Source organism: Paracoccus sp. SJTW-4, from assembly GCF_047716885.1.
Taxonomy (GTDB): Bacteria; Pseudomonadota; Alphaproteobacteria; order Rhodobacterales; family Rhodobacteraceae; genus Paracoccus; species Paracoccus solventivorans.
The window spans coordinates 1,042,385-1,065,812 of record NZ_CP136681.1; the positions used below are offsets into that span (position 1 = coordinate 1,042,385).

Genomic DNA, 23,428 nt, shown 5'->3' on the forward strand with positions numbered 1-23,428 from the left:
CCGCGCCCGATCATGTCTGCAACCGGAAATGCTGGGTGATCCAGTCGCGGAAACCGCGCACGATGGCCAGCGCCTCCTTCAGCCCCTCGCGGTCCAAGGCCCCCAGCGCGTCCAGCCGGATCAGGTTGTCGGGGGCGCGGCCGTTCTCGATCTGGCGCAGGTTGCTGTCGAGCTTGACCCCCATCAGGAAATGCAGCGCATCCGACAGGTCGCGGGCCTGCGCAGGCGTGATCCGCCGCGCCTGCGCCAGCGCCGCCAGCCGGGCGGTGGTGGGCAGGTCCGACACCCGGTATTTCAGGGCCAGCGCCCGCGCGCCCTGCACGATGGGAAAGATCCCCAGCTTCTTGATGTCGATCTCGGCCGAGCCGCGCCCGGTCATCCCCGGCAGCCGCGACCACCAGCTGCGATCCTGCGAGAAACTGTTCACCGACCCCGCGAACCGCGCCAGATAGGCGTCGCTGTCCGACATCAGCCGCGCCAGATGCGCGCGCAGGCCGGCCAGCAGCTCCGCATCGCCCGACACCGCCAGCGCATCCATGAAGATCGCCAGCTTCATCGGCCCCTCGGGGTCGTCGCCATGCACCCATTGCCCGATGGCGCGGCGGAACCCGGCCACCGGCCGGCACCAGTCCGGGCGGCTGGCCATGATGCCGCCGGGGCACGGCGGATAGCCGAAATCGACCAGCGCGGCGGTGAATGCGGCGGTGGCGGCGGCCGCGATTTCAGGCGCCACGCCGTCGCGCAGGATCAGGCCGTTGTCCTGATCGGTGCGCATGATCTGTTCGCCGCGCCCCTCGCTGCCCATCACGATCAGGCAGGAGTTCTCGCGCAAGCTCTCGGGGGCCACCAGTTCCCACAGGCGGCGGAACACGGTGCGGTTCAACTCGCCCACCAGCCTGGCGATGACCTCGATGCGCACCCCGTCCTGATGCAGCACCGCGACCAGCGGCGCGATCTGGTCGGCGGCGCGTTTCAGCGCCGCGACGCTGCCGGCCTCGGCCGCCTCGAGCGCGATCAGATGCGAATGGTTGGCCAGGAACCCCATTAGGTCCAGCTGCCGCAGCACCCCCGCCACCTGCCCGCGCTCGCAGACCACCAGCCGGTGGACGCCGTGGCGCAGCATCAGGATCATCGCCTCGAACAGCTCGGCGCCGCGCTCGATGGTGATGGCGGGAAAGGCCGCGACCTCGCGCAGGGTGATGGACGCGGGCGGGCGGTCCATCAGCAGCACGTCGCGCAGGTTGGTGGTGGTGAAGATGCCCAGCCGGTCCCCCGCCGCGCCGCCGTCCTGCACCAGCACGTCGGTGACGCCGGCCGCCGCCATCTGCCGGCAGGCGCTGACGATGTCGGTGCCCGCGTCCAGAAAGAACGGCTTGCGCACCGGCGCGTCCCCCACGCGCGAAGTGATCAGCGTCAGCGTCTCGCGCCGGGCATGGTCGCCGCCGCCAGACGCCAGCGGCACGGCCGGACCCGAAGGCCCGGCCGCACCGTCGTTTTCCCTGAGCCCCGCAGGCGTCAATGCGCCGAGGCCGCGGCGGCGCCGATCCCGGTCTCGGACCGGACCTGCTGCGCCAGGAAGCCCGCGCGGTCGACCGCGGCGCGCCGGCTCTTGTCGGTAACCGAGAACAGCCAGATCCCCAGGAACGCCAGAGTCATCGAGAAGAGCGCGGGCGAGGTATAGGGGAAGGGCGCGGACCCGGCCGGGTTGCCCAGCGTGGCCTCCCACACCGAAGGCGACAGCACGGTCAGCAGCACCGACGAGATCAGCCCCAGGAAGCCGCCGATCACCGCGCCGCGGGTGGTCATGTCCTTCCACAGGATCGACAGGAACAGCACCGGGAAGTTCGCCGAGGCCGCCACCGCAAAGGCCAGCGACACCATGAAGGCGATGTTCTGCTTTTCGAAGGCGATCCCCAGGATCACGGCGATGATTCCCAGCGCGATCGTGGTGATCCGCGACACCCGCAGTTCCGTGGCGCTGTCGGCGTTCCCCTTGCGCAGCACGCTGGAATAGATGTCGTGCGACACCGCCGAGGCCCCCGACAGCGTCAGCCCCGCCACCACCGCAAGGATGGTCGCAAACGCCACCGCCGACATGAAGCCCAGGAAGATGTTGCCGCCCACCGCGTCGGCCAGATGCACCGCCGCCATGTTGACGCCGCCGATCAGCCCGCCGTCCGCCTCAAGAAACTCGGGGTTGGTCAGCACGAACAGGATGGCGCCAAAGCCGATGATAAAGGTCAGCAGGTAGAAATAGCCGATCCAGACGGTCGCCCACATCACCGACTTGCGCGCCTCTTTCGCGCTGGGGACGGTGAAGAAGCGCATCAGGATATGCGGCAGCCCGGCGGTGCCGAACATCAGCGCCATGCCGAAGCTGATGGCCGAGATCGGATCCTTGATGAAGTTGCCCGGCCCCATAATCGACTGGCCGGCGACCGCCGCCTGTTCCGGGGTCTGGCCGGCGCCCAGCGCCAGGTCGGTCTTGATCTGCACCGCACCGGCGAACAGCCGCTCGGGGCTGAAGCCCACCGACATCATCACCATGAACGCCATGAACGAGGCGCCGCCCAGCAGCAGGCAGGCCTTGATGATCTGCACCCAGGTGGTGGCGGTCATGCCGCCGAACAGCACATAGACCATCATCAGCGCGCCGACGATGACCACCGCCATCCAGTACTCCAGCCCGAACAGCAGCTTGATCAGCTGCCCGGCGCCGACCATCTGCGCGATCAGGTAGAAGGCCACCACCACCAGCGTCGAGCTGGCGGCGAACACCCGCACCGGGGTCTGGGCAAAGCGGAACGAGGCCACGTCGGCAAAGGTGAACTTGCCCAGGTTGCGCAGGCGCTCGGCCATCAGGAAGGTCAGGATCGGCCACCCGACCAGGAAGCCGATCGAATAGATCAGCCCGTCATAGCCGTTCGACATCACCGCCGCCGAGATCCCCAGGAACGAGGCCGCGGACATGTAGTCGCCGGCGATCGCCAGCCCGTTCTGGAACCCGGTGATGCCGCCGCCGGCGGTATAGAAATCCGCCGCCGACTTGGTGCGCGAGGCGGCCCATTTGGTGATGAACAGGGTCGCCGCCACGAAGATCGCGAACATCCCGATCGCGGTCCAGTTGGTCGCCTGTTTCTGGATCTCGCCTTCCAGCGCGGGGGCGGCGACGACCAGCGAGGGCACCAGCAGCAGCGTGGACAGGCCCAGGAAGCGGCCCATGGAAAGTCCCGGCATCATTTCAGCGCCTCCCGCTTGATCCGCTCGTTCAGGTCGTCGTATTCGCTGTTGGCGCGGGCGACATAGACCCCGGTGATGACGATGGTGAACAGGATCACGCCGAAGCCGATCGGGATCCCCCAGGTCATGACGCCGTCGCCGATGCGCGCAGCCAGCGTTTCCTTGCTGAAGGCGATCAGCGTGATGAAGCCGTAATAGACGACCAGCATCGCAATGGTCAGCCGCCAGCCAAATCGCAGCCGTTTCTGTCGCAGCTCCTGATAGTTCGGGTCGGAAGCGATACGTTCGAGCATCGAGTCCTGCATGGAGAAATCCTCCCACGAGTAAAATGATATTCTTTGACAATCTGCCCGCGCGGCGCGGCCACGGGGGCCCGTCACGGATCCGGCCAGCTCGCCGGTGGCCGGCCGGACCTCCTCGATCCGGCCGGCGCTGCGCTTGTCGGGGCTATCCGCGGTTCATGCGGTTTTCGATCAGCTCGTCGACCACGCCCGGGTCGGCCAGCGTCGAGATGTCGCCCAGGCTGCCATAGTCGTTTTCGGCGATCTTGCGCAGGATCCGGCGCATGATCTTGCCCGAGCGGGTCTTGGGCATCCCCGGCGCCCACTGGATCAGGTCGGGCCTGGCGATGGGGCCGATCTCGGTGCGGACCCAGGTCTCCAGCTCCTTGCGCAGCTCGTCCGAGGGCTCGACCCCGTTCATCACCGTGACATAGGCGTAGATGCCCTGCCCCTTGAGGTCGTGCGGATAGCCCACGACCGCGGCCTCGGCCACCTTGGGATGGGCGACCAGCGCGCTTTCGATCTCGGCGGTGCCCATGCGGTGCCCCGAGACGTTGATCACGTCATCCACCCGGCCGGTGATCCAGTAATACCCGTCCTCGTCGCGGCGGCAGCCGTCGCCGGTGAAGTAATAGCCGGGATATTGCTGGAAATACGCTTCCTCGAAACGCTGGTGGTCGCCCCACAGCGTGCGCATCTGCCCCGGCCAGCTGTCGGCGAAGCACAGCACGCCCTCGACCCCGTTGCCCTCGATCACGGCGCCGGTGGTCGGGTCCAGCACCTCGGGGCGCACCCCGAAGCAGGGCAGCGTCGCCGAGCCGGGCTTGGTCTCGATCGCATAGGGCAGCGAAGTGATCATGTGGCCGCCGTTCTCGGTCTGCCAGAACGTGTCCACGATCGGGCATCGGCCCTTGCCGATGTGCTTGTCGTACCAGTTCCACGCCTCGGGGTTGATCGGCTCGCCGACCGAGCCCAGCACCCGCAGGCTGGACAGGTCGTATTTCTCGACCCATTCGGTGCCCTGGCTGATCAGGCTGCGGATCGCGGTGGGCGCGGTATAGAACTGCGTCACCTTGTGCTTTTCGCACACTGCCCAGAAGCGGCCGGGGTCGGGATAGTTCGGCACGCCCTCGAACATGATGGTGGTGGCGCCGTTGGCCAGCGGCCCATAGACGATATAGCTGTGGCCGGTGACCCAGCCCACGTCGGCGGTGCACCAGAACACGTCGCCGTCCTGATAGTCGAAGGTGTTCTGATGCGTCAGCGACGCATAGACCAGATAGCCGCCCGAGCTGTGGACCACGCCCTTGGGCTTGCCGGTCGAGCCCGAGGTATACAGGATGAACAGCGGATCCTCGGCCCCCATCGGGCGCGGCGGGCAGTCGGGGCTGGCGTGTTCCATCAGCGCCAGCACGTCCACGTCGCGGCCCTGCACCCAGGTGGTCTGGTCGCCGGTGTGCTTGACCACCAGGCAGCGCACCCTGTCCGAGCAATGCAGCAGCGCCGCATCGGCGTTGGATTTCAGCGCGGTGCGGCGGCCGCCGCGCGGGGCGGTGTCGGCGGTGATCAGCAGCTTGGCGCCGCAGTCGTTGATCCGGTTGGCCAGCGCATCGGGCGAGAACCCGGCAAAGACGATGGAATGGATCGCCCCGATCCGCGCGCAGGCCAGCATCGCATAGGCGGCCTCGGGGATCATCGGCAAGTAGATCACCACCCGGTCGCCGCGCATCACCCCCTGGCTCAGCAGCACGTTCGCCATCCGGTTCACCTTTTCCGACAGCTCGGCATAGGTGATGTGGCGGGCGGGGGTGTCGGGATCGTCGGGTTCCCAGATGATCGCGGTCTGGTTGGCGCGCTTGGGCAGGTGCCGGTCCACGCAGTTCACGCAGACGTTCAGGATCCCGTCCTCGTACCACTTGATCGAGACCTGACCCATCATGAAATCGGTGTTCTTCACCCTTGTATAGGGCTTGATCCAGTCCAGCCGCCGCCCCTCGCGACCCCAGAACCCGTCGGGGTCGGACAGGGATTCCTGATAGAGCGCACGATAGGATTCGGGCGTCACATGAGCCTTTTCATAGCCTTCGGGAACAGGGTGCTTGGCCACTGGTGCGACAGACATATAACCTCCCTAGCCGTCCAGAACCGCAGCGATCCTCAACGCCGCGAACCGCCGGCACAAGCGGCCGACGATAGGACGGAGCCTAGAAGCGCCCGGCGCGGTTGTCATATGCAAAAATTGCAAAATAAACCCTGTTTCTTGCGTATACTGTAAAAAACCATCGGTTTCGGGGACATAATCATGGGAATTGGGCAATTTGTCGCGGGCAAAACCGGCGAGAACCCGCCAACCGGCCCGCATCGTCCCGCCGACGACCCCGCCCGCGCGCAGGCAGAGGCGATCCTGCGGGCGGCAGACAGCGCGGTGTTGGCGGTTCTGGACGCGCAGGGCTGGCCGATGACGTCGCGGATCGCGGTGCAGCGGGATGCTGCCGGGGGGCTGTGGGCGATGTTGTCGGGGCTGGCACTGCACACCGCCGCGCTGCGCCGCGACCCGCGCGCAGCGCTGCTGATCGACGCCCCTGCCGCACCGGATGCGCGCGGCATCGCCCTGGCGCGGGCGCGGTTGTCGCTGCAGGTCGAGGCGCAAGAGCTGCGGGACCCCGCCGAAGACGCCACCCTGCGCGCGGACTGGCTGGCCCGCGACCCCAAGGCAGCGGTCTATGCGCGGCTGCCGGATTTCCGGCTGTGGCGGCTGCAACCCCGCGGCGGGCTGCTGAACGCAGGTTTCGGCCGGGCCTATCAGCTGGGCCCGGCCGATCTGAGCTGACGCGAAAAAGCCCCGGCAGCACAAGGCTGCCGGGCAGGATGTTCAGCGCGGAACGCGGGTCATTCCGCCTGATCCATGCGGATCTTCAGCGCCATGGCGCCGCGCACCGCCTGCGAGAAATCCAGATAGAGCTGGTCTTTCGCCGTCCCCTGCGCCGCGGTGACCGAGGGCAGGTCGGTGTTGCGGGCGCCGCTGGCGGTGGTCACCGCGCCCTCGGCCACCACCGATTCCACCCGCAGCGCCTGCGCGCTGAACGGCAGCGCGCCGCCCGTTCCCACCACCCAGCGCGCGGCGGCGGTGTTCTGGCGGTGGCTGACGGTCAGCGGGTTGGCGGTGGGGGTGCGGACGCCGCTGAAGGTGTTGCCCTCGAACCGGACGTTGCGCATCCGCGCCACGTCCAGATTGGCAAAGCTGGTGTCCACCCGCTCGACCCGGTCGATCTGCGCGTAAAGCGACTTGAACACGTTGCCCATCACCGTCAAGCCGTGCAGCCAGTGGTTGGTGCCAAAGGGCTTGATGACGATCCACGAAAAGCTGGCCACCGTGTGCGAGCACAGGAAGGTGTTGCCGGTCATCGTCACCCCCCCGAACGGCGGCTGGCCCGACGAGTTCGGCACCGGGTGGTGCTCGTTCGTCCATTCGATGCTGGCGTTGTCGATATAGTTGCCCGTAATCGTCACCTGGGCATTGCGCCCGGTCAGCACCAGCCCGGCGCTGCGCAGCCCGGTGTTCTGGCTGTCGCCCTGGAACCAGTGGTTGCCGGAAACCAGGTGCCCGGTCCCCGCCGCCACGCAGAAATGCCCGAAGCGCACAAAGCGGTTGTCGCGGATCTTCACGTCGTTGGCGTTGACGTTCAGGCAGACGCTGGTGCGGCTTTGCACCGGCTGGCCCATGTCGTGGGACATGAACTCGCAGCGGTCGATCAGCATCCCCTGGCACGCCTCGCCGATCGAGGTGATGCCGCGGTCCTTGGGCCTTGTCATGAAACAGTCGCGGAACGACCACAGCTCACCCTGCGGCGGCAGCATCACCCCGCTGGCCCGCCCGTCCAGCCCGAAATCCACGTTCATGAAATAGAAGCGGTCGACCTGCGGCACGGTCGAGAAATCGAAGGCGTAGCGGTAGCGCTCGAACGTATAGCTGCGGGTGCCGGCGCCGCCATAGAGCGCCTGCGACAGGGTCAGCGTGCCGGTGGCGATGTTCTTGTCGCGCACATAGATCTCGCGCCCGACTCCCGGGCCCGAGATGCGCGAGCCGACCTCGATCGCGGCGATCTGGCCCACGGCGCGCAGCTCCAGCGGGCGCTCGGGGTCATAGGTGGCGGTGGCGGTGAGCGTGCCGGTTTCCCAGGCGGGGCCGTCCACGATGGCGATCTGGCCGTTGGCGATGACGCGGCGGGCGGAAAACTGCGTCAGCCCGGGGATGATGTCGCCGATCACCAGCGGCTCGGTCAGGTCGACCTTGCGGCCGCACAGGTCGAAGATGTTGTGGTCGCTGTAATCCAGCAGCGCCTGCAACCCGCGCTTCATCCCCTCGGTCTCGTCCCCGAAGGCATCGGCGTAGGAGGGCAGGTCGAAATTGCGCCGCAGCCCCAGCCGGGCGGTGCGGGGCATCACCAGCGTGCCAACGAAGCGCACCGGCTCGTTCATGGTCAGGTTGCCGCCGATGTAATAGCTGCCTGCCGGCACCAGCACCTGCCCGCCCGCCGCCGCCGCGTCGGCCAGCTGGAACGCCGCGCGGTCGTCGGTCACCCCGTCGCCTTTTGCGCCATAGTCGCGCACATCCACCCAGTCGATCATCGCGGGGACAAAGGCGGCGGTGATGTCCTCGATGCGGATGCTCTCGATACGGACGGCGCCGCCATTCGGGCCGGTGATGTCCAGCCCCAGATGGCCGAACACCGCCGTCGGCCCCCAGCCCATATGCACCCCCGGCCGGGCCGAGGTGCCGACGATGGCCGAGACCTCGACCACCTGCCCGTGCCCCGGCAGCGCCACCACCGGGCCGGTGACGGTGACCCCGTTCACCCGCTGGCGCTGCGCGTTCCCCGGCCAGCCCGCGATGCGGACCGAGGGCAGGTTCCCCGCCACCGCCTTGACCCGCGCCGAGACCCGCAGATAGGTCCCCGGCAGGATCGGAGTTTCCCCGGTAAAGCGGATGCGGGTCTCGTTCGCCTGCTTGACGATTTCCAGGCAGGCACCGAAATCCTGATCGGCCGGGACGATGGCCGCGTTGGCGGCGCTGGCCCAGGTGGTCTGGCCCGACCGCCCGTCCTCTTGCGACCAGGCCGCCAGCCCCGCGGCGAACCCCGGCGGCATCAGCTGCAACCCCGATGTGATGGCGATGTTCATGCGCTCGTCCTTCCCCTTGAGGATGCGAGGTCACGACACGCCCCGCAGCAGCCCGGAACACTGCCGCGCAAGGGTTGACGCCCGGTTAACCAGCCGCGCGGTGCAAGAAGGGGGACGGCAACGCAGATGCGGGGGGCGGTGCGTGCAGAGCGCGCACCCTACGCAGGTGAGGCGCGAGGAATGGCGTGTGCAGAGCGCGCACCGGAAGCTCTGTAGGGTGCGTGCTCTGCACGCACCGCCTGTCCTCAGACCGCCTCAAGCTCTCCGGCCAGCGCCCGCTCGATCAGCGCGCGGGTCTCGGCCACCCCGTAAAGCGCGATGAAGCCGCCGAACCGCGGCCCCTGATCGGCGCCCAGCAGCACCTGATACAGCGCCTGGAACCAGTCGCGCAGCGGCTCGAACCCGTGCGCGTTGCCGATGGCAAAGACCATCGTCTGCAACGCTTCCGCATCCGCAGGCCCGTCCCACGCCGCCAGCCGCGCCGCCAGATCCTCCAGCGCCGCGCGCTCCTTGTCGGTGGGGGCGCGGAAGGCGCGGGTGGGGGCCACGAAGTCGTTGAAATACCGCACCGCAAACCCGGCCGCCGCATCCAGGTCGGGGTGGGTTTCCGGCGTCGCCTCGGGCGCATAGCGGCGGATGAAGCCCCACAGCGTTTCCTTGTCCTGTGCCGCCGAAACCGAGGCCAGGTTCAGCAGCATCTGGAACGGCACCACCAGATTCGATTCGGGCACCTTGCCGCCGTGGATGTGCCAGACCGGGTTCGCCAGCTGCTGGTCCACCGTCTGCCCCGGATAGGCGCGCAGCTGCTGGTGGTATTCGTCCACCGCCTTGGGGATCACGTCGAAATGCATCCGCTTGGCGGTCTTGGGCTTCTGATACATGAAATAGGACAGGCTCTCGGTGGCCGCATAGGTCAGCCATTCGTCGATCGACAAGCCGTTGCCCTTGGATTTGCTGATCTTCTGCCCGTGCTGGTCCAGGAACAGCTCATAGGTGAAATGCTCGGGGGCGCGGCCGCCCAGCACCTCGCAGATGCCGTCATAGATCGGGGTGTTGGTGGAATGGTCCTTGCCATACATCTCGAAATCGACGTCCAGCGCCGCCCAGCGGGCGCCGAAGTCGGGCTTCCACTGCAGCTTCACGTTGCCGCCGGTGACCGGCAGCGTCCATTCGCGCCCGGTCTCGTCGTCGAATGTGATCTCGCCGTTGGCCGCATCGACGTTCTTGATCGGCACATACAGCACCCGCCCGGTTTCCGGGTGGATCGGCAGAAAGCAGCTGTAGGTCTGCTGGCGCTCCTCGCGCAGACTGGCCAGCATGATCTCCATGATCGCGTCATAGCGTTCCGCCGCCAGCAGCAGCGTGGCGTCGAACTGCCCCGAGCGATAGAACTCGGTCGCGCTGATGAACTCGTACTCGAACCCGAAGGTGTCCAGGAACCGGCGCAGCATGGCGTTGTTGTGGTCGCCGAAGCTGGGGTATTCGCCGAACGGGTCCGGCACGCTGGTCAGCGGCTTTTGCAGATGCTGGCGCAGCATCTCGGTCTGCGGCACGTTGTCCGGCACCTTCCGCATCCCGTCCAGGTCGTCGGAAAAACAGAACAGCCGTGTGGGGATGTCGCTGATGATCTCGAACGCGCGGCGCACCATGGTGGTGCGCGCCACCTCGCCGAAAGTGCCGATATGCGGCAGGCCCGAGGGGCCATAGCCGGTCTCGAACAGCACATAGCCCTTTTCGGGGTCCTTCTTGGCGTAACGTTTCAGCACCCGGCGCGCTTCCTCGAAAGGCCAGGCCTTGGAATTCATCGCGGCATCGCGCAGGGTGGTCATCGTCATTCTCCGTCCGTTCGGCCCTGCCGTAGCGGGCGGTCCAGATATCGTCAACACAGGCGCGCCCAAGCGCCGCCCGCGACCCCGAGGCCCCCATGACCCTGCCCCTGCCCGCAATGTCGCCCTGCGACGCGCTTGTCGCCGTGATGGTGGCGGTTTCGGCCGCCGGACAGGGCCTGGGCACCGCCGAGATGGTGGCGATCGAGCGGCTGGTGAACCACACCCCGGTGTTTGCCGCCTATGACATCGACCGGGTGCGGGGGGTGTCGCAGACCGTGCTGTCGATCTTCGAGGAAGAGGACGGGCTGGACGCGCTGTTCGGGCTGATCCGCGACGCGCTGCCCGAATCGCTTTACGAAACCGCCTATGTGCTGGCCTGCGACGTCGCCGCCGCCGACGGCCGCGCCGATCAGGTCGAGCTGCGGCTGCTGGTCGAGCTGCGCGAGGAATTGCAGATCGACCGCCTGCACGCCGCCGCCATCGAGCTGGCCGCCAACGCCCGCAACCGCCAGCTCTAGATTTCCGGCGGCAGCGTGGCGGGTGCGGCATCGTCGCGCAGGCTCGCCGCCACCAGGTCGCGCTGCAAGATCTTGGCGCGCTTGACCCAGGAAAGCGAGCCCTGGGGCCAGTCCTGCCCGGTCGTGGCCGCCAGCCGCGGCTCATCCGCCATCAGCGTGGCAAAGGCGATCTCGCGCCCCTCCGCCGCCGCATAACCGGCCAGGCAGGACACGAAGTTCAGCGTCCCGGTCTTGGCCTGCACCAGCGGGGCGCCGTTGCGGCCGTGGCCCTGCGCCGCCTCGCCAAGCACCTCGCGCAGCGGGTCGGTGTTCAGCAGCGGCCGCAGCGCCGCGCGGGCCTGCGGCCGCGCCAGCAGCCGCGCCAGCGCCTGCGCGGAAATGCGGTTCTGCGGGCTCATCCCGGAATGATCCGCCAGCACCGCGCCGGTGATCCCCGCCGCCGCCAGCCACTCGCCCATCGCCCGGGCCGAATCCGCTTGGCTCATAGCCCCGCTGGCGGCCAGCCCCACCACCTCGGCCGTCAGGTTGGTGGAATGTTCCAGCATCCCGCGCAGCAGCACGGTCAGCGGTGCGCTGTCCAGCCGCGCGATCTCGACCCCCGCGGGCGCGGCCTGCGCCACCTCCGGCGCGGGCAGCGGCAGGCCTTGCGCGCGCGCCAGCGTCTGGAACACGTCGCCCGCATAGGCCTCGGGGCGGCGCACCGGCAGCCAGCGCGAACCGCTGCGCCCCAGCCCGGCGCGCGGCACCTGCCAATGCTCGCGCCCCTCGGCGATGCTGTGGCCAAAGCCGCCGCCCGATTTGGTGCCGGCGCTGATCGTCCAGGCCCGCGGCGATTGCGCAGACCCGCGCGCCTGCAGGTCCAGCGTGCAATCCACCTCGCAGCGCCAGCCCAGATAGACGCGGTTATAGTTGAGGATCATCCCGGAAACACTTGGATTATAGGCCAGATGCGCCGCCTGCCCCGGCGCGATCTCCTCCACCTGCGGCAGCGCCCCGCCCCAGACTGCAAAGCGCAAGGGCCGCCAGTCGCCCACCGCCTGCGCGGTCTCGGCTGCCAGCACCGCCAGCGCATCGGTGTCCAGCGCCGGGTCGCCGCCCCCCGCCAGCACCAGCGTGTCGCCGTCGCGCAGCACCCGCGTCGTGAACCGGTGCTGCGGCCCCAGCCGGTCCAGCGCATAAAGCGCGGTCACGGTCTTGAGCGTGCTGGCCGGGGGCAGCGCCAGCTCTGCGCCCTCGGCCTGCAGGACCGCGCCCGAACCCAGGTCGATCGCCGCGAACCCCAGCGAGGCGTCCCCCAGCCCCGCCCCCGCGAACAGCTGCGCGACCGAGGGCGCGGGCTTGCGGCGCGGCCGCCCGGCCCATGCCGGACCGGCCAGAACCGCAGCCGAGGCCGCCAGCAGAAACTCACGCCTTTTCATCATCGAACCCCGGAATCCTCACGTCGTGTCCGCAGCCGTCCGCCTTCGGCCAGCCATGCCGCCAGCGCCAGCCCGGCGATCAGCAGCAGCCACGCCCAAGGCGGCAGCAGCGGCCGCACCGCCAGCCCCTCGACCGCCTCGGCCCCGCGCGGGGTGATCGCGATCCACGGGCGCGCGATGCCCTGCCCATGCGCCTGCCGCCCGACCGCCACCGTGCGCAGGTCCGGCACGCCCTCGGACAGCGGCAGCACCGCGCCCTGCATCGCCGCCACCAGCGGCTCCAGCGCCGCGGCATCAGCCACGGTCTGCTCGAACTCGCGCGGGGCGGCAGGGCCGACGGCGACTACCCGCGTCAACTCGCCCTCGGCCAGCCGATACAGCCCCGGCGCCGGCGCCGGGAACCGCCCCGAGAACCGCCCGGCGCCCTCGGGCTCCAGCGCCAGCGTCGCGGTGGCCCCATCGGGGCGAATGATCTCGACCGGGCCGATGGCGTCCTCCATGGTGCGGCGGGTGATCGCCAGCACCGGCCCCTCGGCGACCCGGACCGAGAGCGTCTCCTCCTCCAGATCCGGCTCCTTCATCGACCAATGCGCGACGCGGCGCAAAAGCTCGGCCTGCGGACCGCCGCCCTCGAAGCCGCGCCCCCACAGCCACACCTGGTCCGAGGTCAGCAGCGCCACCCGCCCCTGACCCGCGCGGCCGGCGACCAGCAGCGGGCGCTCTCCCTCGCCGGTCATCAGCACCTCGGCGCGGGGGTCGGCCACCACTTCACCCATGCGCAGCCAGCGCCCCCAGGGCGCGCCGTCGCTGCCCGGCGCGCCCTGCAGCGCGGCGGTGACGGGGTGGCGGCGCCCGGCCTCGGTCAGCTGCGGCCGGAACGGCGCATCAACGAACCGCCCCGTCGGCCGCGCCGGCAGGATCGCACCCAGCGGCGACAGATGTAGGCTTTCCACCCCCGCCATCTCGGGCCCCGAGGCGACCAGCAGCGCGCCCCCGGCTTCGACATAGCGGCGGATATTGTCGAAATACTGCGGCGGCAGGATGCCGCGCACCCGGTAGCGGTCAAAGATGATCAGGTCGAAATCGTTGATGCGGTCGTGGAACAGCGCCTCGGTCGGAAAGGCGATCAGCGCCAGCTCGTCCACCGGCACCCCATCCATCTTGTCCGGCGGCCGCAGGATGGTGAAATGGACCAGATCGACATTCGTGTCCGATTTCAGGATGTTGCGCCAGACTCTTCCACCCGGGTGCGGCTCGCCCGACACCAGCAGCACCCGCAGCCGGTCGCGCACGCCCTCGATGCGGACCACGGCGCGGTCGTTCAGCTCGGTCAGCTGCGGCGGGCCGGCGTCCGGCGGGTCCAGCGCCAGCGCCACCACGTTCTGCCCCGGGTGTTCCGGCGTCACCTGAATATCCAGCGGCATCCCCGGCGGGATCGAGATGATCTGCTCGTCCTCGCCGTCCAGCGACAGCCGCAGGGTGGCGGCGCGGCCGGCCACCACGTCGGGGACGGCGCCCTGATCCTCGATCCGCAGCCGCAGCGTCACCGGCTGGCCGATCAGCCCGAAACCGGGGGATTCCTCGATCACCAGCCGGCGGTCCCAGTCCTCCGCCTGCCCGGTCAGCAGCACATGCACCGGCGCCGGCGCCTCGGCCGGCAGCGCCGCGGGATCGTGCAGCCGCCCGTCCGTGATCACAATCACCCCGGCGAGGCGCGACTCGGGTTCCGCCGCCAGTGCGCGGGCGATGGTCTCGCCCAGCAGCGTGCCGTCAGGGTCGTCCGCCAGCGTCACGCGGCGCAGTTCGGTATCCGGGCGGGCGGCGATCTGCGCGGCCATCGCCTCCGAGGCCGCCGCCAGCTGCGCGGCCCGACCCGGCAGGGACTGGCTGGCACTGTGATCCTCGACCAGCAGCACGATGTCGGACAGCGCCCGGCGCACGCCCGTTTCCAGCATCGGCCCCGCCATGGCCGCCGCCGCCGCCAGCCCCGCCGCCAGCCGCCACGGCCAGCCGCGCAGGCCGCGCCACCACGCCAGCGCAGCGGCCAGCAGCGCAAGTGCCAGAGCGGCGGCGACCACGCCCCAGCCCAGCAGCGGCGCGAAACCCAGCCCGAGACCCGCCACGCTCATGGCAGCAGCCTTTGCGGCAGCGGGGCATAGTCGGGGGCACTGAAATCATACCCGCCCTGTTCGCGGCCCAGCCGCTCCAGCAGTTCCGGCACATGCACCTGGTCGGATTTGTAATTGCCGCCAAGCGCATACATCACGATGTTGATACCAAATCTCAGCGCCAGCTCGCGCTGGCGGCCGCTGTCATAGCCCGGCCCGATCGCATAGGCGGGGCGCCCCGAGTCGTCTTCGGCCCAGGCCTCGGCCCAGGCGTTGCCGCCGATGACCACCGGCGACACCCCGTCGTTGGTCACCCCCAGCGCCCCCTGTTCGGCGCTGGCCGAGGTCGCCTCGACCCAGAGCGTGCCGCCGCGGTGGCGGCCGGGAAACTCGCTCAGCAGATAGTATGAGCGCGTCAGCACATGGTCGGGCGGCACCGGCGCCAGCGGGGGGATCTCCAGCGGCGCCGCCAGCTGCTGCAGGGTGCCGCTGCCGGTGCCCTCAAGCCCGCCGATCCCTTCCAGATCGCCGTCGCCGGTGTCGAACAGGATCATGCCGCCGCTGCGCAGGAACCGGTTCAGCCGCGCATAGGCCAGCGGCGAGGGCGGCGGCTGATCCGCCGTCACCGGCCAGTAGAGGAAGGTCAGCAGCGACAGGTCGTCCTGGTCCAGATCGACGCCGACCGGGGTGCCCGGCTCGACGGTGGTGCGGGCGCGTAGCGCGGCGCTGAGCCCGGCGAGCCCCAGCTCCGAGGCGCGGTCCAGCTGCGGATCGCCTGTGATCACATAGGCCAGCGCCGAATCCGCCGCCGCGGCGACCAGCCGCGGTTCGGGCGCGGGCGGCTCCTGCGCCGCCGCGGGCAGTGCGGCCAGCAGCAGGGCCAGCGCCAGGGAAAGGATGCGCCTGCTCATGCCACCCCCATCCGGCGCCGCCCGCCCGCGACCACCGCGCTGCCAAGGGCGTCCGCCGCCAGCGCCAGCCCGGCCAGCGCCAGCAGCCAGCCGCCCAGCGGCGTGCCGGGCGCGGCCTCGGCGGCCTCGACCGTGGCGCCGGGCCAGTCCGCCGCCACCATCGGCCCGCCCGCATTCAGCGCCGCCCGACGCTCGCCCGAGGCGTAGACTCCCGCCGGCGCCAGCGGCCCGGGCCCTTGCGCGAAATCCTCGGCCGCGACCGGGGCCAGCCCCTCGGGCGCGCGGGGGCGGCCGAAGCCGTCCAGCACCAGCTGCGCCGCCCAATGGCCGGTCTCGGCGGGCGCGGTATCCGGGGCATCCGCCCCCGCCGCACCCGGGGCGCTTTGCACGATCCGGTCCAGCATCGCCACGAACAGCCCCGACAGCGCCAGATTGCCCCATTCCGCGTTGGCGGTGGTGTGGACCAGCAGGATCCGGCCCGCGCCCACGCTGTCGCGAGTGACCAGGGGGGTGCCGTCCTCAAGCTGCGCGATGGTGCGGGCGGCAAGGTCGGGGTCCGGCTCGGGCAGCAGCTGCGCGCGCACAAGCACATCGGCGGGGATCGCCAGCCCGGCGAAAATCCCGTCCGCTGTGAATGGCGCCAGCGCCCGCGGCTCGCCCCAGCTGAGCGCGCCGCCGGCATCGCGGCCCCCCGGGCGCAGGCGCACCGGCAGCAGCCCGTCCTGCGACAGATCGGGCTGCGCCGCCATCCGCGGCCCGGCAAACCGCACAAGCACCCCGCCCTGCACCACCCATTCCGCCAGCTCTTGCGCCTGCGCACCGGGGGCGGCATCGGCCAGTACCACCACATCGGGGCTTGCCTGCAGCACATCGGCCAGCGTGCCCTCGATCAGGTCGGTCGAGGGCGCCAGCGCCTGGCGCAGGTAATGCAGCGGCGACAGCAGGTGCTGGCCTTCGGTCGCGCGGGCGTCGCCGACCAGCGCCAGCTTGCGCCGCCGCATCCGGTCGTCGGCCAGCACCACCGCCCCGGCCGAGGCCGCGCCCTCAACCGCGAAGCTGGTGATGCGGTTGCGCAACTCGGGCGGCAGGTCGATGGGGATGACGGCGGCCGCGGGGTCGCTGTCCGCGGCCGCGCGCAGTCGGGCGAGCTGGCGCGGGATGCCTTGCGGGTCCGGCCCCATCGCCAGCACCTCGGGCAGCGGGCCGGGGGGATGTGCCCGCAGGATCAGCGAGGGCTGCGCACTATCCTGCACGGCCAACGAGAGCAGCGGGCGGGCAGGCAGCGCCACCGTCACCGCCCCGCGCGCGGCCAGCGCCGCCAGCAGCGAAGCGCGCCCCGGATGGTCCAGCCCGTCCGCGATCCACAGCGTCTGAAACTGCGCGGGCGCATCGCCCAGCATCGCGGCGAGATCGGCGGGATAGCGGGTTTCCCACGGCTGCGGGCTGGCGGCACGTAGTGTCGCAGCGGCATCGGTGGCGGTGCCGAACACCGGCCCCTGCCCCCGCCCGCCCTGCCCGTCGGCCAGCCAAAACGCCACCGGGCGGCCCTGGGCCTGCGCGCGGTCGAGCGCGGCGCGGGCGCGGGCCTGCGCCTCGGCCCAGCCGGGCGCGGCCGCCCAGCCGGCGTCCATCAGGACCAGCAGCGGGCCATCGCCGCCGGCCGCCTGCGGCTGCGGACGCCAGACCGGTCCGGCAAAGGCGATGATCGCCGCCGCCACCGCCAGCAGCCGCAGCGCCAGCAGCCACCAGGGCGTATGGCGGGTGACCGGCGCCGGGTCGGCCAGCCCCAGCAGCAGCGCGGTGCCGGGAAACTCGACCTCGCGCGGGGCGGGCGGCACGGCGCGCAGAAGCAGCCACAGCAGCGGCAGCGCCAGCCCCGCCGCCAGCAGCCACGGCGCCGCAAAGCCAAGGGGGCCCAGCGTCATCATGGCGACAGCGCCCCATGCAGCCAGAGCAGCGCGGTTGCAGGGGGGGCGCCGGTGTCATGGGTGCCGAACCGCCACCCCGCGCCCGCGGCCAGCTGCGCAAGCTCGTCGCGGCGGGCGGCGAGCCGGGCCAGATAGGCGTCGCGCAGGGCGGCGGCGTTGCCGGTGGCGTGGCGTTCCCCCGAAGGGGCACGGAACCGCACCGCCCCGGAAAAAGGAAAAGTCTCCTCAACCGGATCGAGCAGTTGCAGCAGCGCGCCGCGGCAATTCAGCGCCGCCGCCTGCCCCAGCAGCCCGCGCAGGCCCGTCAGATCGCCCAGGAAATCCCCGACCAGCACCACGCGGCGATGCGGGCGCAGCGCGGCTTCATCCGGCAGCTCATCCGTCGCGGCCAGCAGATCGCGGGCCAGCGCCTCGGCCTGCGTGCGGCCGGGCCGCGCGGGCGAGGCGCCGATGCCCACCCGTTCACCCCCGCGCAGCATCAGCAGCCCCAGCGCCAGCGCCAGCACCCGGCCGCGGTCGCGCTTGGCCGGCCGGGCGGGATCGCCGCTCCACCCCATGCCGGGCGCGCCGGACACCCACAGCACCGCCGCCTGCGGCGCCTGCAATTCGCGTTCGCGCACGAAAGCCGCGTCAGAGCGCGCCGAGCGGCGCCAGTCGATCAGCCCGGCCGGATCGCCCGGCACCGCGGCGCGGTATTGCCAGAAATCCTCGCCGGTGCCGGCGCGGCGCAGCCCATGCGCGCCCGGATCGACGCTGGAGGCCAGCCGCTCGGCCGCCAGCATCAGCTCGGGCAGGCCCAGCGCTGCGGCCTCGGCCCGCAACCGCAGCGCCGCCGCCCCGCCCGTTCCTGTCGCCGCGAATCCGCGGCTGGACCCAGCCCCCCGCATGTCAGGCGGCCGCCAGCAGGCTGCCCTCGATCAGCCGCGCCACCACCTCGTCAGAGGTGGCGCCCCGCGCCCGCGCGGCAAAGGACAGCGCCATGCGGTGGCGCAGCACCGGCGCGGCCATCGCGGCCACGTCGTCCAGCGTCGGCGCCAGCCGTCCCTGCAGCACCGCCCGCGCCCGCACCAGCAGCATCAGCGCCTGCGCCGCGCGCGGCCCCGGCCCCCAGACCAGCGTCTCGGACAGCCACGCGTCGGCCTCGGGCGCGCCGGGCCTTGCGCCGCGCACCAGGTCGAGAATGGCCGAGGTCACGCTTTCCCCCACCGGCATCGCCCGCACCAGATGCTGCGCCGCGATCAGCGCCGGCGCGTCCAGCACCGCATGGGGGCGGTCCTGTTCCACCCCGGTGGTGGCCAGCAGGATCGCGCGTTCGGTGTCGCGGTCGGGATAGTCGATGTCCACCTGCACCAGGAAGCGGTCCAGCTGCGCCTCGGGCAGCGGATAGGTGCCCTCCTGCTCGATGGGGTTCTGCGTCGCCAGCACGTGAAAAGGCCGACCCAGCGGGCGATGGGCGCCGCCGATGGTGACCTCGCCCTCCTGCATGGCCTGCAACAGCGCCGACTGGGTGCGGGGGCTGGCGCGGTTGATCTCGTCCGCCATCAGCAGCTGCGTGAACACCGGCCCTTGCACGAAACGGAATGCGCGGCTGCCGTCGGCATTCATGTCCAGCACTTCGGACCCGAGGATATCGGCCGGCATCAGGTCCGGGGTGAACTGGATGCGGGCGCTGTCCAGCCCCAGCACGGTGGACAGCGTATCGACCAGCATGGTCTTGCCCAGCCCCGGCTGCCCCACCAGCAGCGCGTGCCCGCCCGACAGGATCGCGGCCAGCACCTGTTCCACCACCTCGTGCTGGCCGACGAAGCGGCGCTCGATGCTGGCGCGGGCCGCGGTCAGCCGCGCGGCCAGTTGCCCGGCCTCGGCGGCAAGATCCTGCCCTGCGGCGATATCGGCGTGTGCGGCCATGACTCTGCCCCTGCTCTGCGTTATCCCGAGCATATGAGGAGAAATGCAGAGGCTCCACCAGCAATGACGGACAGACAGGCAGATTCGCCGCACGATCGCGCGACGGCGACCACCCCGGGCGCCGGCATCATCGCCGCGGCGCGGCAGGCCAAGGGCCGCGGGCCCGCACCGGTGCATCTGTGGAACCCGCCCTATTGCGGCGAGATGGACCTGGAAATCCGCGCCGACGGGCGCTGGATCCACGTGGGCAGCCCCATCGGCCGCCCCGAGATGGTGCAGCTGTTCGCCTCGGTCCTGAAACGCGAGGGGGACCGTTTCTTCCTGGTCACCCCGGTGGAAAAGCTGGGCATCAAGGTGCAGGACGCACCGTTCCTGGCCGTGGACGCCGAGATCGGCGCGGACGAGATCCGCTTTGTCACCAATATCGGGGATGAGGTTGTGGCAGGTCCTGACAACCCGATCCGGGTCGAAAGCCGCGACGGCGAGCCGCGCCCCTATGTGCATGTGCGCGGCGGGCTCGATGCGCTGATCGACCGCAAGACCTTTTACCGGCTAGTCGAGGCCGCGTCCGAGGATGAAGCGGGCCGGCTGGTGCTGCGCTCGCGCGGGGCCAGCTTCGCGCTGGAGGGCTGAATGGCGCGGCTGGCGGCCAACCTGACCTTTCTGTTCACCGAACTGCCGATGACCGAGCGCTTTGCCGCGGCGCGGCGGGCGGGGTTTTCCGGGGTCGAGGTGCTGTTCCCCTATGACCTCGCCACGCGCGAGCTGACCCGCGCCGCCCGCGCCGAGGGGCTGGAGTTCGTGGCGCTGAACACCCCGCCCCCGAACTGGGCGGGCGGGCCGCGCGGCTTTGCCGCCATCCCCGGCGGCGAGGATCGCTTTCGCCGCGACTTCGACCGCGCGCTGCGCTTTGCCGGCGAGCTGGGCGCGCAGCATATCCATGTCATGGCCGGACGCGCCCAGGGGCCAGAGGCGCGGCAGAGCTTCATCCGCAACCTGTCCTGGGCGGCGGCACGGGCGCCGCAGGCCAGCCTGCTGATCGAGCCCGCCAATACCGCCGACCTGCCCGGCTATTTCCTGGATGATTTCGACCTCGCCGCCGAGATCCTGGACGAAATCGGGGCGCCGAATATCGGCCTGCAATTCGACGCCTATCACGCGCAGCGCATCACCGGCGACGCGCTCGCCTGCTGGGACCGCCACGGCGCCCGCGCCCGCCACGTCCAGATCGCCGGCGCCCCCGGGCGGCACGAGCCACGGGGCGGCGACATCGACTATCCGGCGTTCTTCCGGCGGCTGGCGGCCTCGGGCTATGACGGGTTCGTGTCGGCCGAATACATCCCCGCCACCACCACCGAGGCCGGGCTGGGCTGGCTCACCGATGTGGGGTGACGGGTCCCGCAGCCGGCGCGGCTGCTGGAACTGCTGCCGGGTGCTGCGGTGGGTCTCGCCGGGGGCGGTGTTGCAATCCACGGGGGCGGGCCGCCCCTGCGGGCCGCCGCACCGCGCGGCTCACCCCAGCCGATAGTTGGGCGATTCCCGCGTGATCTGCACGTCGTGGACGTGGCTTTCGCGCAGCCCGGCGCCGGTGATGCGCACGAACTCGCAGCCGGTGCGCATCTGCTCGATGGTGGCGCAGCCGGTATAGCCCATGGCGGCGCGCAGGCCGCCGACCATCTGGTGCAGCACCGCGGTGACCGAGCCCTTGTAGGGCACCTGCCCCTCGATCCCCTCGGGGACCAGCTTGTCGCTGGCCGCGTCCTTCTGGAAATAGCGGTCGGCCGAGCCGCGGGCCATGGCGCCAAGGCTGCCCATGCCGCGATAGGACTTGAAGCTGCGGCCCTGGTACAGCGTCACCTCGCCCGGCGATTCGTCGGTGCCGGCGATGGCGCTGCCGACCATGGCGCAGCTGGCGCCGGCGGCGATGGCCTTGGCGAAATCGCCCGAATACTTGATGCCGCCGTCGGCGATCACCGGCACGTCGCCCGCGCCCGCCACCGCGTCCAGAATCGCGGTCAGCTGCGGCACGCCCACGCCGGCCACGATCCGGGTGGTGCAGATCGAGCCGGGGCCGATGCCGACCTTGACCGCATCCACCCCCGCCTCGACCAGCGCGCGGGCGGCGCTGGCGGTGGCGACGTTACCGGCGCAGATCTCGACCTGCGGATAGGCCTCTTTCAGGCGGCGCACGGCGATGCCCACGCCCTCGGAATGGCCGTGGGCGGTGTCGATCACCACCATGTCCACGCCCGCCTCGATCAGCGCCACGCTGCGCTCGAATCCCTCATCCCCGACCGAGGACGCCGCGGCCACCCGCAGCCGCCCCTGGTCGTCCTTGCAGGCCAGCGGGTTCAGCACCGCTTTTTCGGTGTCCTTCAGCGTCAGCAGCCCGGTCAGCCGCCCCTGCCCGTCGGTGACCAGCAGCTTTTCGATGCGCCGCGCCTTCATCAGGCTGATCGCCTCGTCCCGGTCGGCGGGCTCGTGCAGGATCGCCAGGTCGTCCGAGGTCATCATCACCCGCACCGGCGTGCGGTCGTCGCTGGCGAAACGCATGTCGCGGTTGGTGACGATGCCGACGACGCGGCCCTGGTCGTCCACCACCGGAAACCCGGTGACGTGATAGTGTTCCTGCAGCGCCTTGGCATCGGCCAGGGTCTGGTCGGGACGCAGGGTGATCGGCTCATACACGATCCCCGATTCAAAGCGCTTGACGCGGCGGACCTCGGCGGCCTGTTTTTCGGGGGACAGGTTGCGGTGGATCACCCCGATGCCGCCCGCCTGCGCCATGGCGATGGCCATGCGGCTTTCGGTCACCGTATCCATGGCCGAGCTGACCAGCGGGATGTTCATGCGGATGTTGCGAGAGACCCGCGTGGTCACATCCGCCGTCGATGGCATCACGCTGGATGCGGCGGGAACCAGAAGAACGTCGTCGAAGGTCAGCGCCTCGCGAATCTGCATGGGATGCAATCCTGTCAGGGGTTCGTTTGGCGGTTCCCCATTTCACGAGCGGGCCGGAAAGTCCAGCCGCCCATAAGAATGTATGTCAGGCGACTGCGCGCTCAGGCGATGGCAGCGTTGGTCTTGACCGGCAGCCGCCCCTGCGCCCAGGCTTTCAGCACCAGCGCGAGGATCGGGACGGCGACCAGCGTCGCGACCACCAGCACCACCCCGGCGATCAGCCGGTGCAGCTCGGACGGCTGGACCTGCCACAGCGTTACCCACAGCCCCGCGGTCGCCGCCACCGGGAAGGTCAGCGCCCCCCACAGCGCGGAAAACCCGTCCGCCAGCAGCCAGCGCGCCGCGGCAAGCCCCAGGACCAGCAGCGCCAGCGCCAGCCAGGCCAGCGCCGTCCCCGCGGCGGTCCAGCCCAGCCCCAGCGCCACCGTGCCGAACAGCGCAATCGGGGCAAGGTGGATGGCCAGCAGCGGCCGCAGCGGCGGCGGCACCCGCAGGGCCAGCGCCTGTCGGGCGCTCACCGCATAGATCGCCAGCGCCACCAGCAGCGTCGGCCAGAACAGCCACCACGCCAGCCCCGGCCAGCCCACAGCCACCGCCACCCGCGCCGCGACGATGGGGCCGGTAAAGCTCAGATGCCACGCCGGGGCGACGCGGCGCTGTTCGGGCGGCAGGCCGCGCAGCACCGCGACCAGCACCACCAGCAGCACCCCGTGCAGGACCAGCCCCACGCCCAGCACCGCCTTGCCGGCGCCCACCATGCCCAGCGCCGCCAGCAGCGCCGCCACCAGATAGACCGCCAGCACCCCCGCCGCGACCCCGGCGCGGCCAGGCAGGATCGCCAGCTCCTCGGCCAGAACGGCCGGGCGGCGGGCCAGCTTGACCGCATAGGCCAGCATCGCGAACCCCGCGATCGCCACCGCCATCCCCGCCAGCAGCTGCGCCAGCGCCGGCGGCAGCGCAAAGGCCCCCACGCCCCCCAGCCAGGCCAGCGCCAGCCCCAGCGCCCCCAGCACCGGCGGGAACACGGCCGGAGGCACCCGGCGCCACAGGCCGGGCGGAACGGTGCGTGGCATGGCGAAATGCAGGCGGTCCCTGGTCATGGGCGCATGATCGCAGCCCCGCGCGCGCTTGCCAAGCGCGGCAAA

18 protein-coding genes are annotated in these 23,428 nt (G+C 70.7%); 4 read left to right on the forward strand and 14 right to left on the reverse strand.

The genetic code is table 11. From position 1 onward, the window contains the following. Positions 1-10: 10 nt before the first annotated feature. The 4 genes from RSP45_RS05150 to acs all read right to left on the reverse strand — a co-directional run bounded on the left by RSP45_RS05150 (position 11) and on the right by acs (position 5,643). Positions 11-1,462: a DUF294 nucleotidyltransferase-like domain-containing protein gene (locus RSP45_RS05150; protein ID WP_415393480.1), complete on the reverse strand. Its 1,452-nt coding sequence runs from the start codon at positions 1,460-1,462 to the stop codon at positions 11-13. A gap of 53 nt (positions 1,463-1,515) precedes the next feature. Continuing rightward, positions 1,516-3,237 carry a cation acetate symporter gene (locus tag RSP45_RS05155; RefSeq protein ID WP_415393481.1) on the reverse strand — a complete coding sequence of 574 codons (1,722 nt, stop codon included), beginning with the start codon at positions 3,235-3,237 and terminating at the stop codon, positions 1,516-1,518. After that, a complete protein-coding gene (locus RSP45_RS05160; RefSeq protein WP_073062984.1) occupies positions 3,237-3,545 on the reverse strand; it encodes a DUF485 domain-containing protein in 309 nt (102 codons plus the stop codon). Before RSP45_RS05160 ends, RSP45_RS05155 begins: the two co-directional genes overlap by 1 nt. A gap of 142 nt (positions 3,546-3,687) precedes the next feature. Next, the gene (gene acs, locus RSP45_RS05165) at positions 3,688-5,643 is read right to left on the reverse strand and encodes an acetate--CoA ligase (RefSeq protein ID WP_415393482.1); all 1,956 of its coding nucleotides are present in this window, start codon (positions 5,641-5,643) and stop codon (positions 3,688-3,690) included. Between the two features lie 180 nt (positions 5,644-5,823). Here acs and RSP45_RS05170 point away from each other — a divergent pair, with 180 nt between their 5' ends. Further along, positions 5,824-6,351, forward strand: a complete 528-nt coding sequence (locus RSP45_RS05170; RefSeq protein ID WP_415393483.1) for a HugZ family protein — start codon at positions 5,824-5,826, stop codon at positions 6,349-6,351. A 59-nt stretch (positions 6,352-6,410) separates the two neighbouring features. Here RSP45_RS05170 and RSP45_RS05175 read toward each other — a convergent pair whose 3' ends face one another. Continuing rightward, positions 6,411-8,702: a glycosyl hydrolase family 28-related protein gene (locus tag RSP45_RS05175; RefSeq protein WP_415393484.1), complete on the reverse strand. Its 2,292-nt coding sequence runs from the start codon at positions 8,700-8,702 to the stop codon at positions 6,411-6,413. A gap of 245 nt (positions 8,703-8,947) precedes the next feature. Beyond that, the gene (locus tag RSP45_RS05180) at positions 8,948-10,531 is read right to left on the reverse strand and encodes a lysine--tRNA ligase (protein WP_415394002.1); all 1,584 of its coding nucleotides are present in this window, start codon (positions 10,529-10,531) and stop codon (positions 8,948-8,950) included. A 95-nt stretch (positions 10,532-10,626) separates the two neighbouring features. Here RSP45_RS05180 and RSP45_RS05185 point away from each other — a divergent pair, with 95 nt between their 5' ends. Then, entirely contained in the window at positions 10,627-11,049 is a 423-nt protein-coding gene (locus RSP45_RS05185) for a tellurite resistance TerB family protein (protein WP_073062998.1), read from the forward strand. On the opposite strand, the gene RSP45_RS05190 is transcribed toward RSP45_RS05185, so the two are convergent. The 6 genes from RSP45_RS05190 to RSP45_RS05215 are packed head-to-tail and all read right to left on the reverse strand — an operon-like array spanning position 11,046 to position 19,322. Further along, on the reverse strand, positions 11,046-12,470 hold the full coding sequence (locus RSP45_RS05190; RefSeq protein ID WP_415393485.1) for a D-alanyl-D-alanine carboxypeptidase/D-alanyl-D-alanine-endopeptidase: 1,425 nt from the start codon (positions 12,468-12,470) through the stop codon (positions 11,046-11,048). The genes RSP45_RS05185 and RSP45_RS05190 overlap by 4 nt on opposite strands. Next, entirely contained in the window at positions 12,467-14,596 is a 2,130-nt protein-coding gene (locus RSP45_RS05195) for a hypothetical protein (RefSeq protein ID WP_415393486.1), read from the reverse strand. The genes RSP45_RS05190 and RSP45_RS05195 overlap by 4 nt, the downstream gene beginning before the upstream one ends. Then, positions 14,593-15,486: a DUF4159 domain-containing protein gene (locus RSP45_RS05200; RefSeq protein ID WP_415393487.1), complete on the reverse strand. Its 894-nt coding sequence runs from the start codon at positions 15,484-15,486 to the stop codon at positions 14,593-14,595. Before RSP45_RS05200 ends, RSP45_RS05195 begins: the two co-directional genes overlap by 4 nt. Continuing rightward, complete coding sequence (locus RSP45_RS05205; protein ID WP_415393488.1) at positions 15,483-17,414, reverse strand: BatA domain-containing protein; 1,932 nt, start codon at positions 17,412-17,414, stop codon at positions 15,483-15,485. The genes RSP45_RS05200 and RSP45_RS05205 overlap by 4 nt, the downstream gene beginning before the upstream one ends. After that, entirely contained in the window at positions 17,411-18,301 is an 891-nt protein-coding gene (locus RSP45_RS05210; RefSeq protein ID WP_415393489.1) for a DUF58 domain-containing protein, read from the reverse strand. The genes RSP45_RS05205 and RSP45_RS05210 overlap by 4 nt, the downstream gene beginning before the upstream one ends. 1 nt (position 18,302) lies before the next feature. Further along, positions 18,303-19,322: an AAA family ATPase gene (locus RSP45_RS05215; protein ID WP_415393490.1), complete on the reverse strand. Its 1,020-nt coding sequence runs from the start codon at positions 19,320-19,322 to the stop codon at positions 18,303-18,305. Positions 19,323-19,385: 63 nt separating this feature from the next. Between RSP45_RS05215 and RSP45_RS05220 the strand changes: the two genes are divergently transcribed. Continuing rightward, a complete protein-coding gene (locus tag RSP45_RS05220; protein ID WP_415393491.1) occupies positions 19,386-19,955 on the forward strand; it encodes a DUF1285 domain-containing protein in 570 nt (189 codons plus the stop codon). Further along, positions 19,956-20,714, forward strand: a complete 759-nt coding sequence (locus RSP45_RS05225; RefSeq protein WP_415393492.1) for a hydroxypyruvate isomerase family protein — start codon at positions 19,956-19,958, stop codon at positions 20,712-20,714. It abuts the gene before it with no gap. Between the two features lie 120 nt (positions 20,715-20,834). Here RSP45_RS05225 and guaB read toward each other — a convergent pair whose 3' ends face one another. Together guaB and RSP45_RS05235 are read right to left on the reverse strand one after the other, a co-directional pair. Next, positions 20,835-22,283, reverse strand: coding sequence for an IMP dehydrogenase (gene guaB, locus RSP45_RS05230; RefSeq protein WP_415393493.1), 1,449 nt, complete (start codon positions 22,281-22,283; stop codon positions 20,835-20,837). A gap of 101 nt (positions 22,284-22,384) precedes the next feature. Continuing rightward, positions 22,385-23,356, reverse strand: a complete 972-nt coding sequence (locus RSP45_RS05235; RefSeq protein WP_415393494.1) for a tellurium resistance protein — start codon at positions 23,354-23,356, stop codon at positions 22,385-22,387. Positions 23,357-23,428 lie beyond the last annotated feature (72 nt).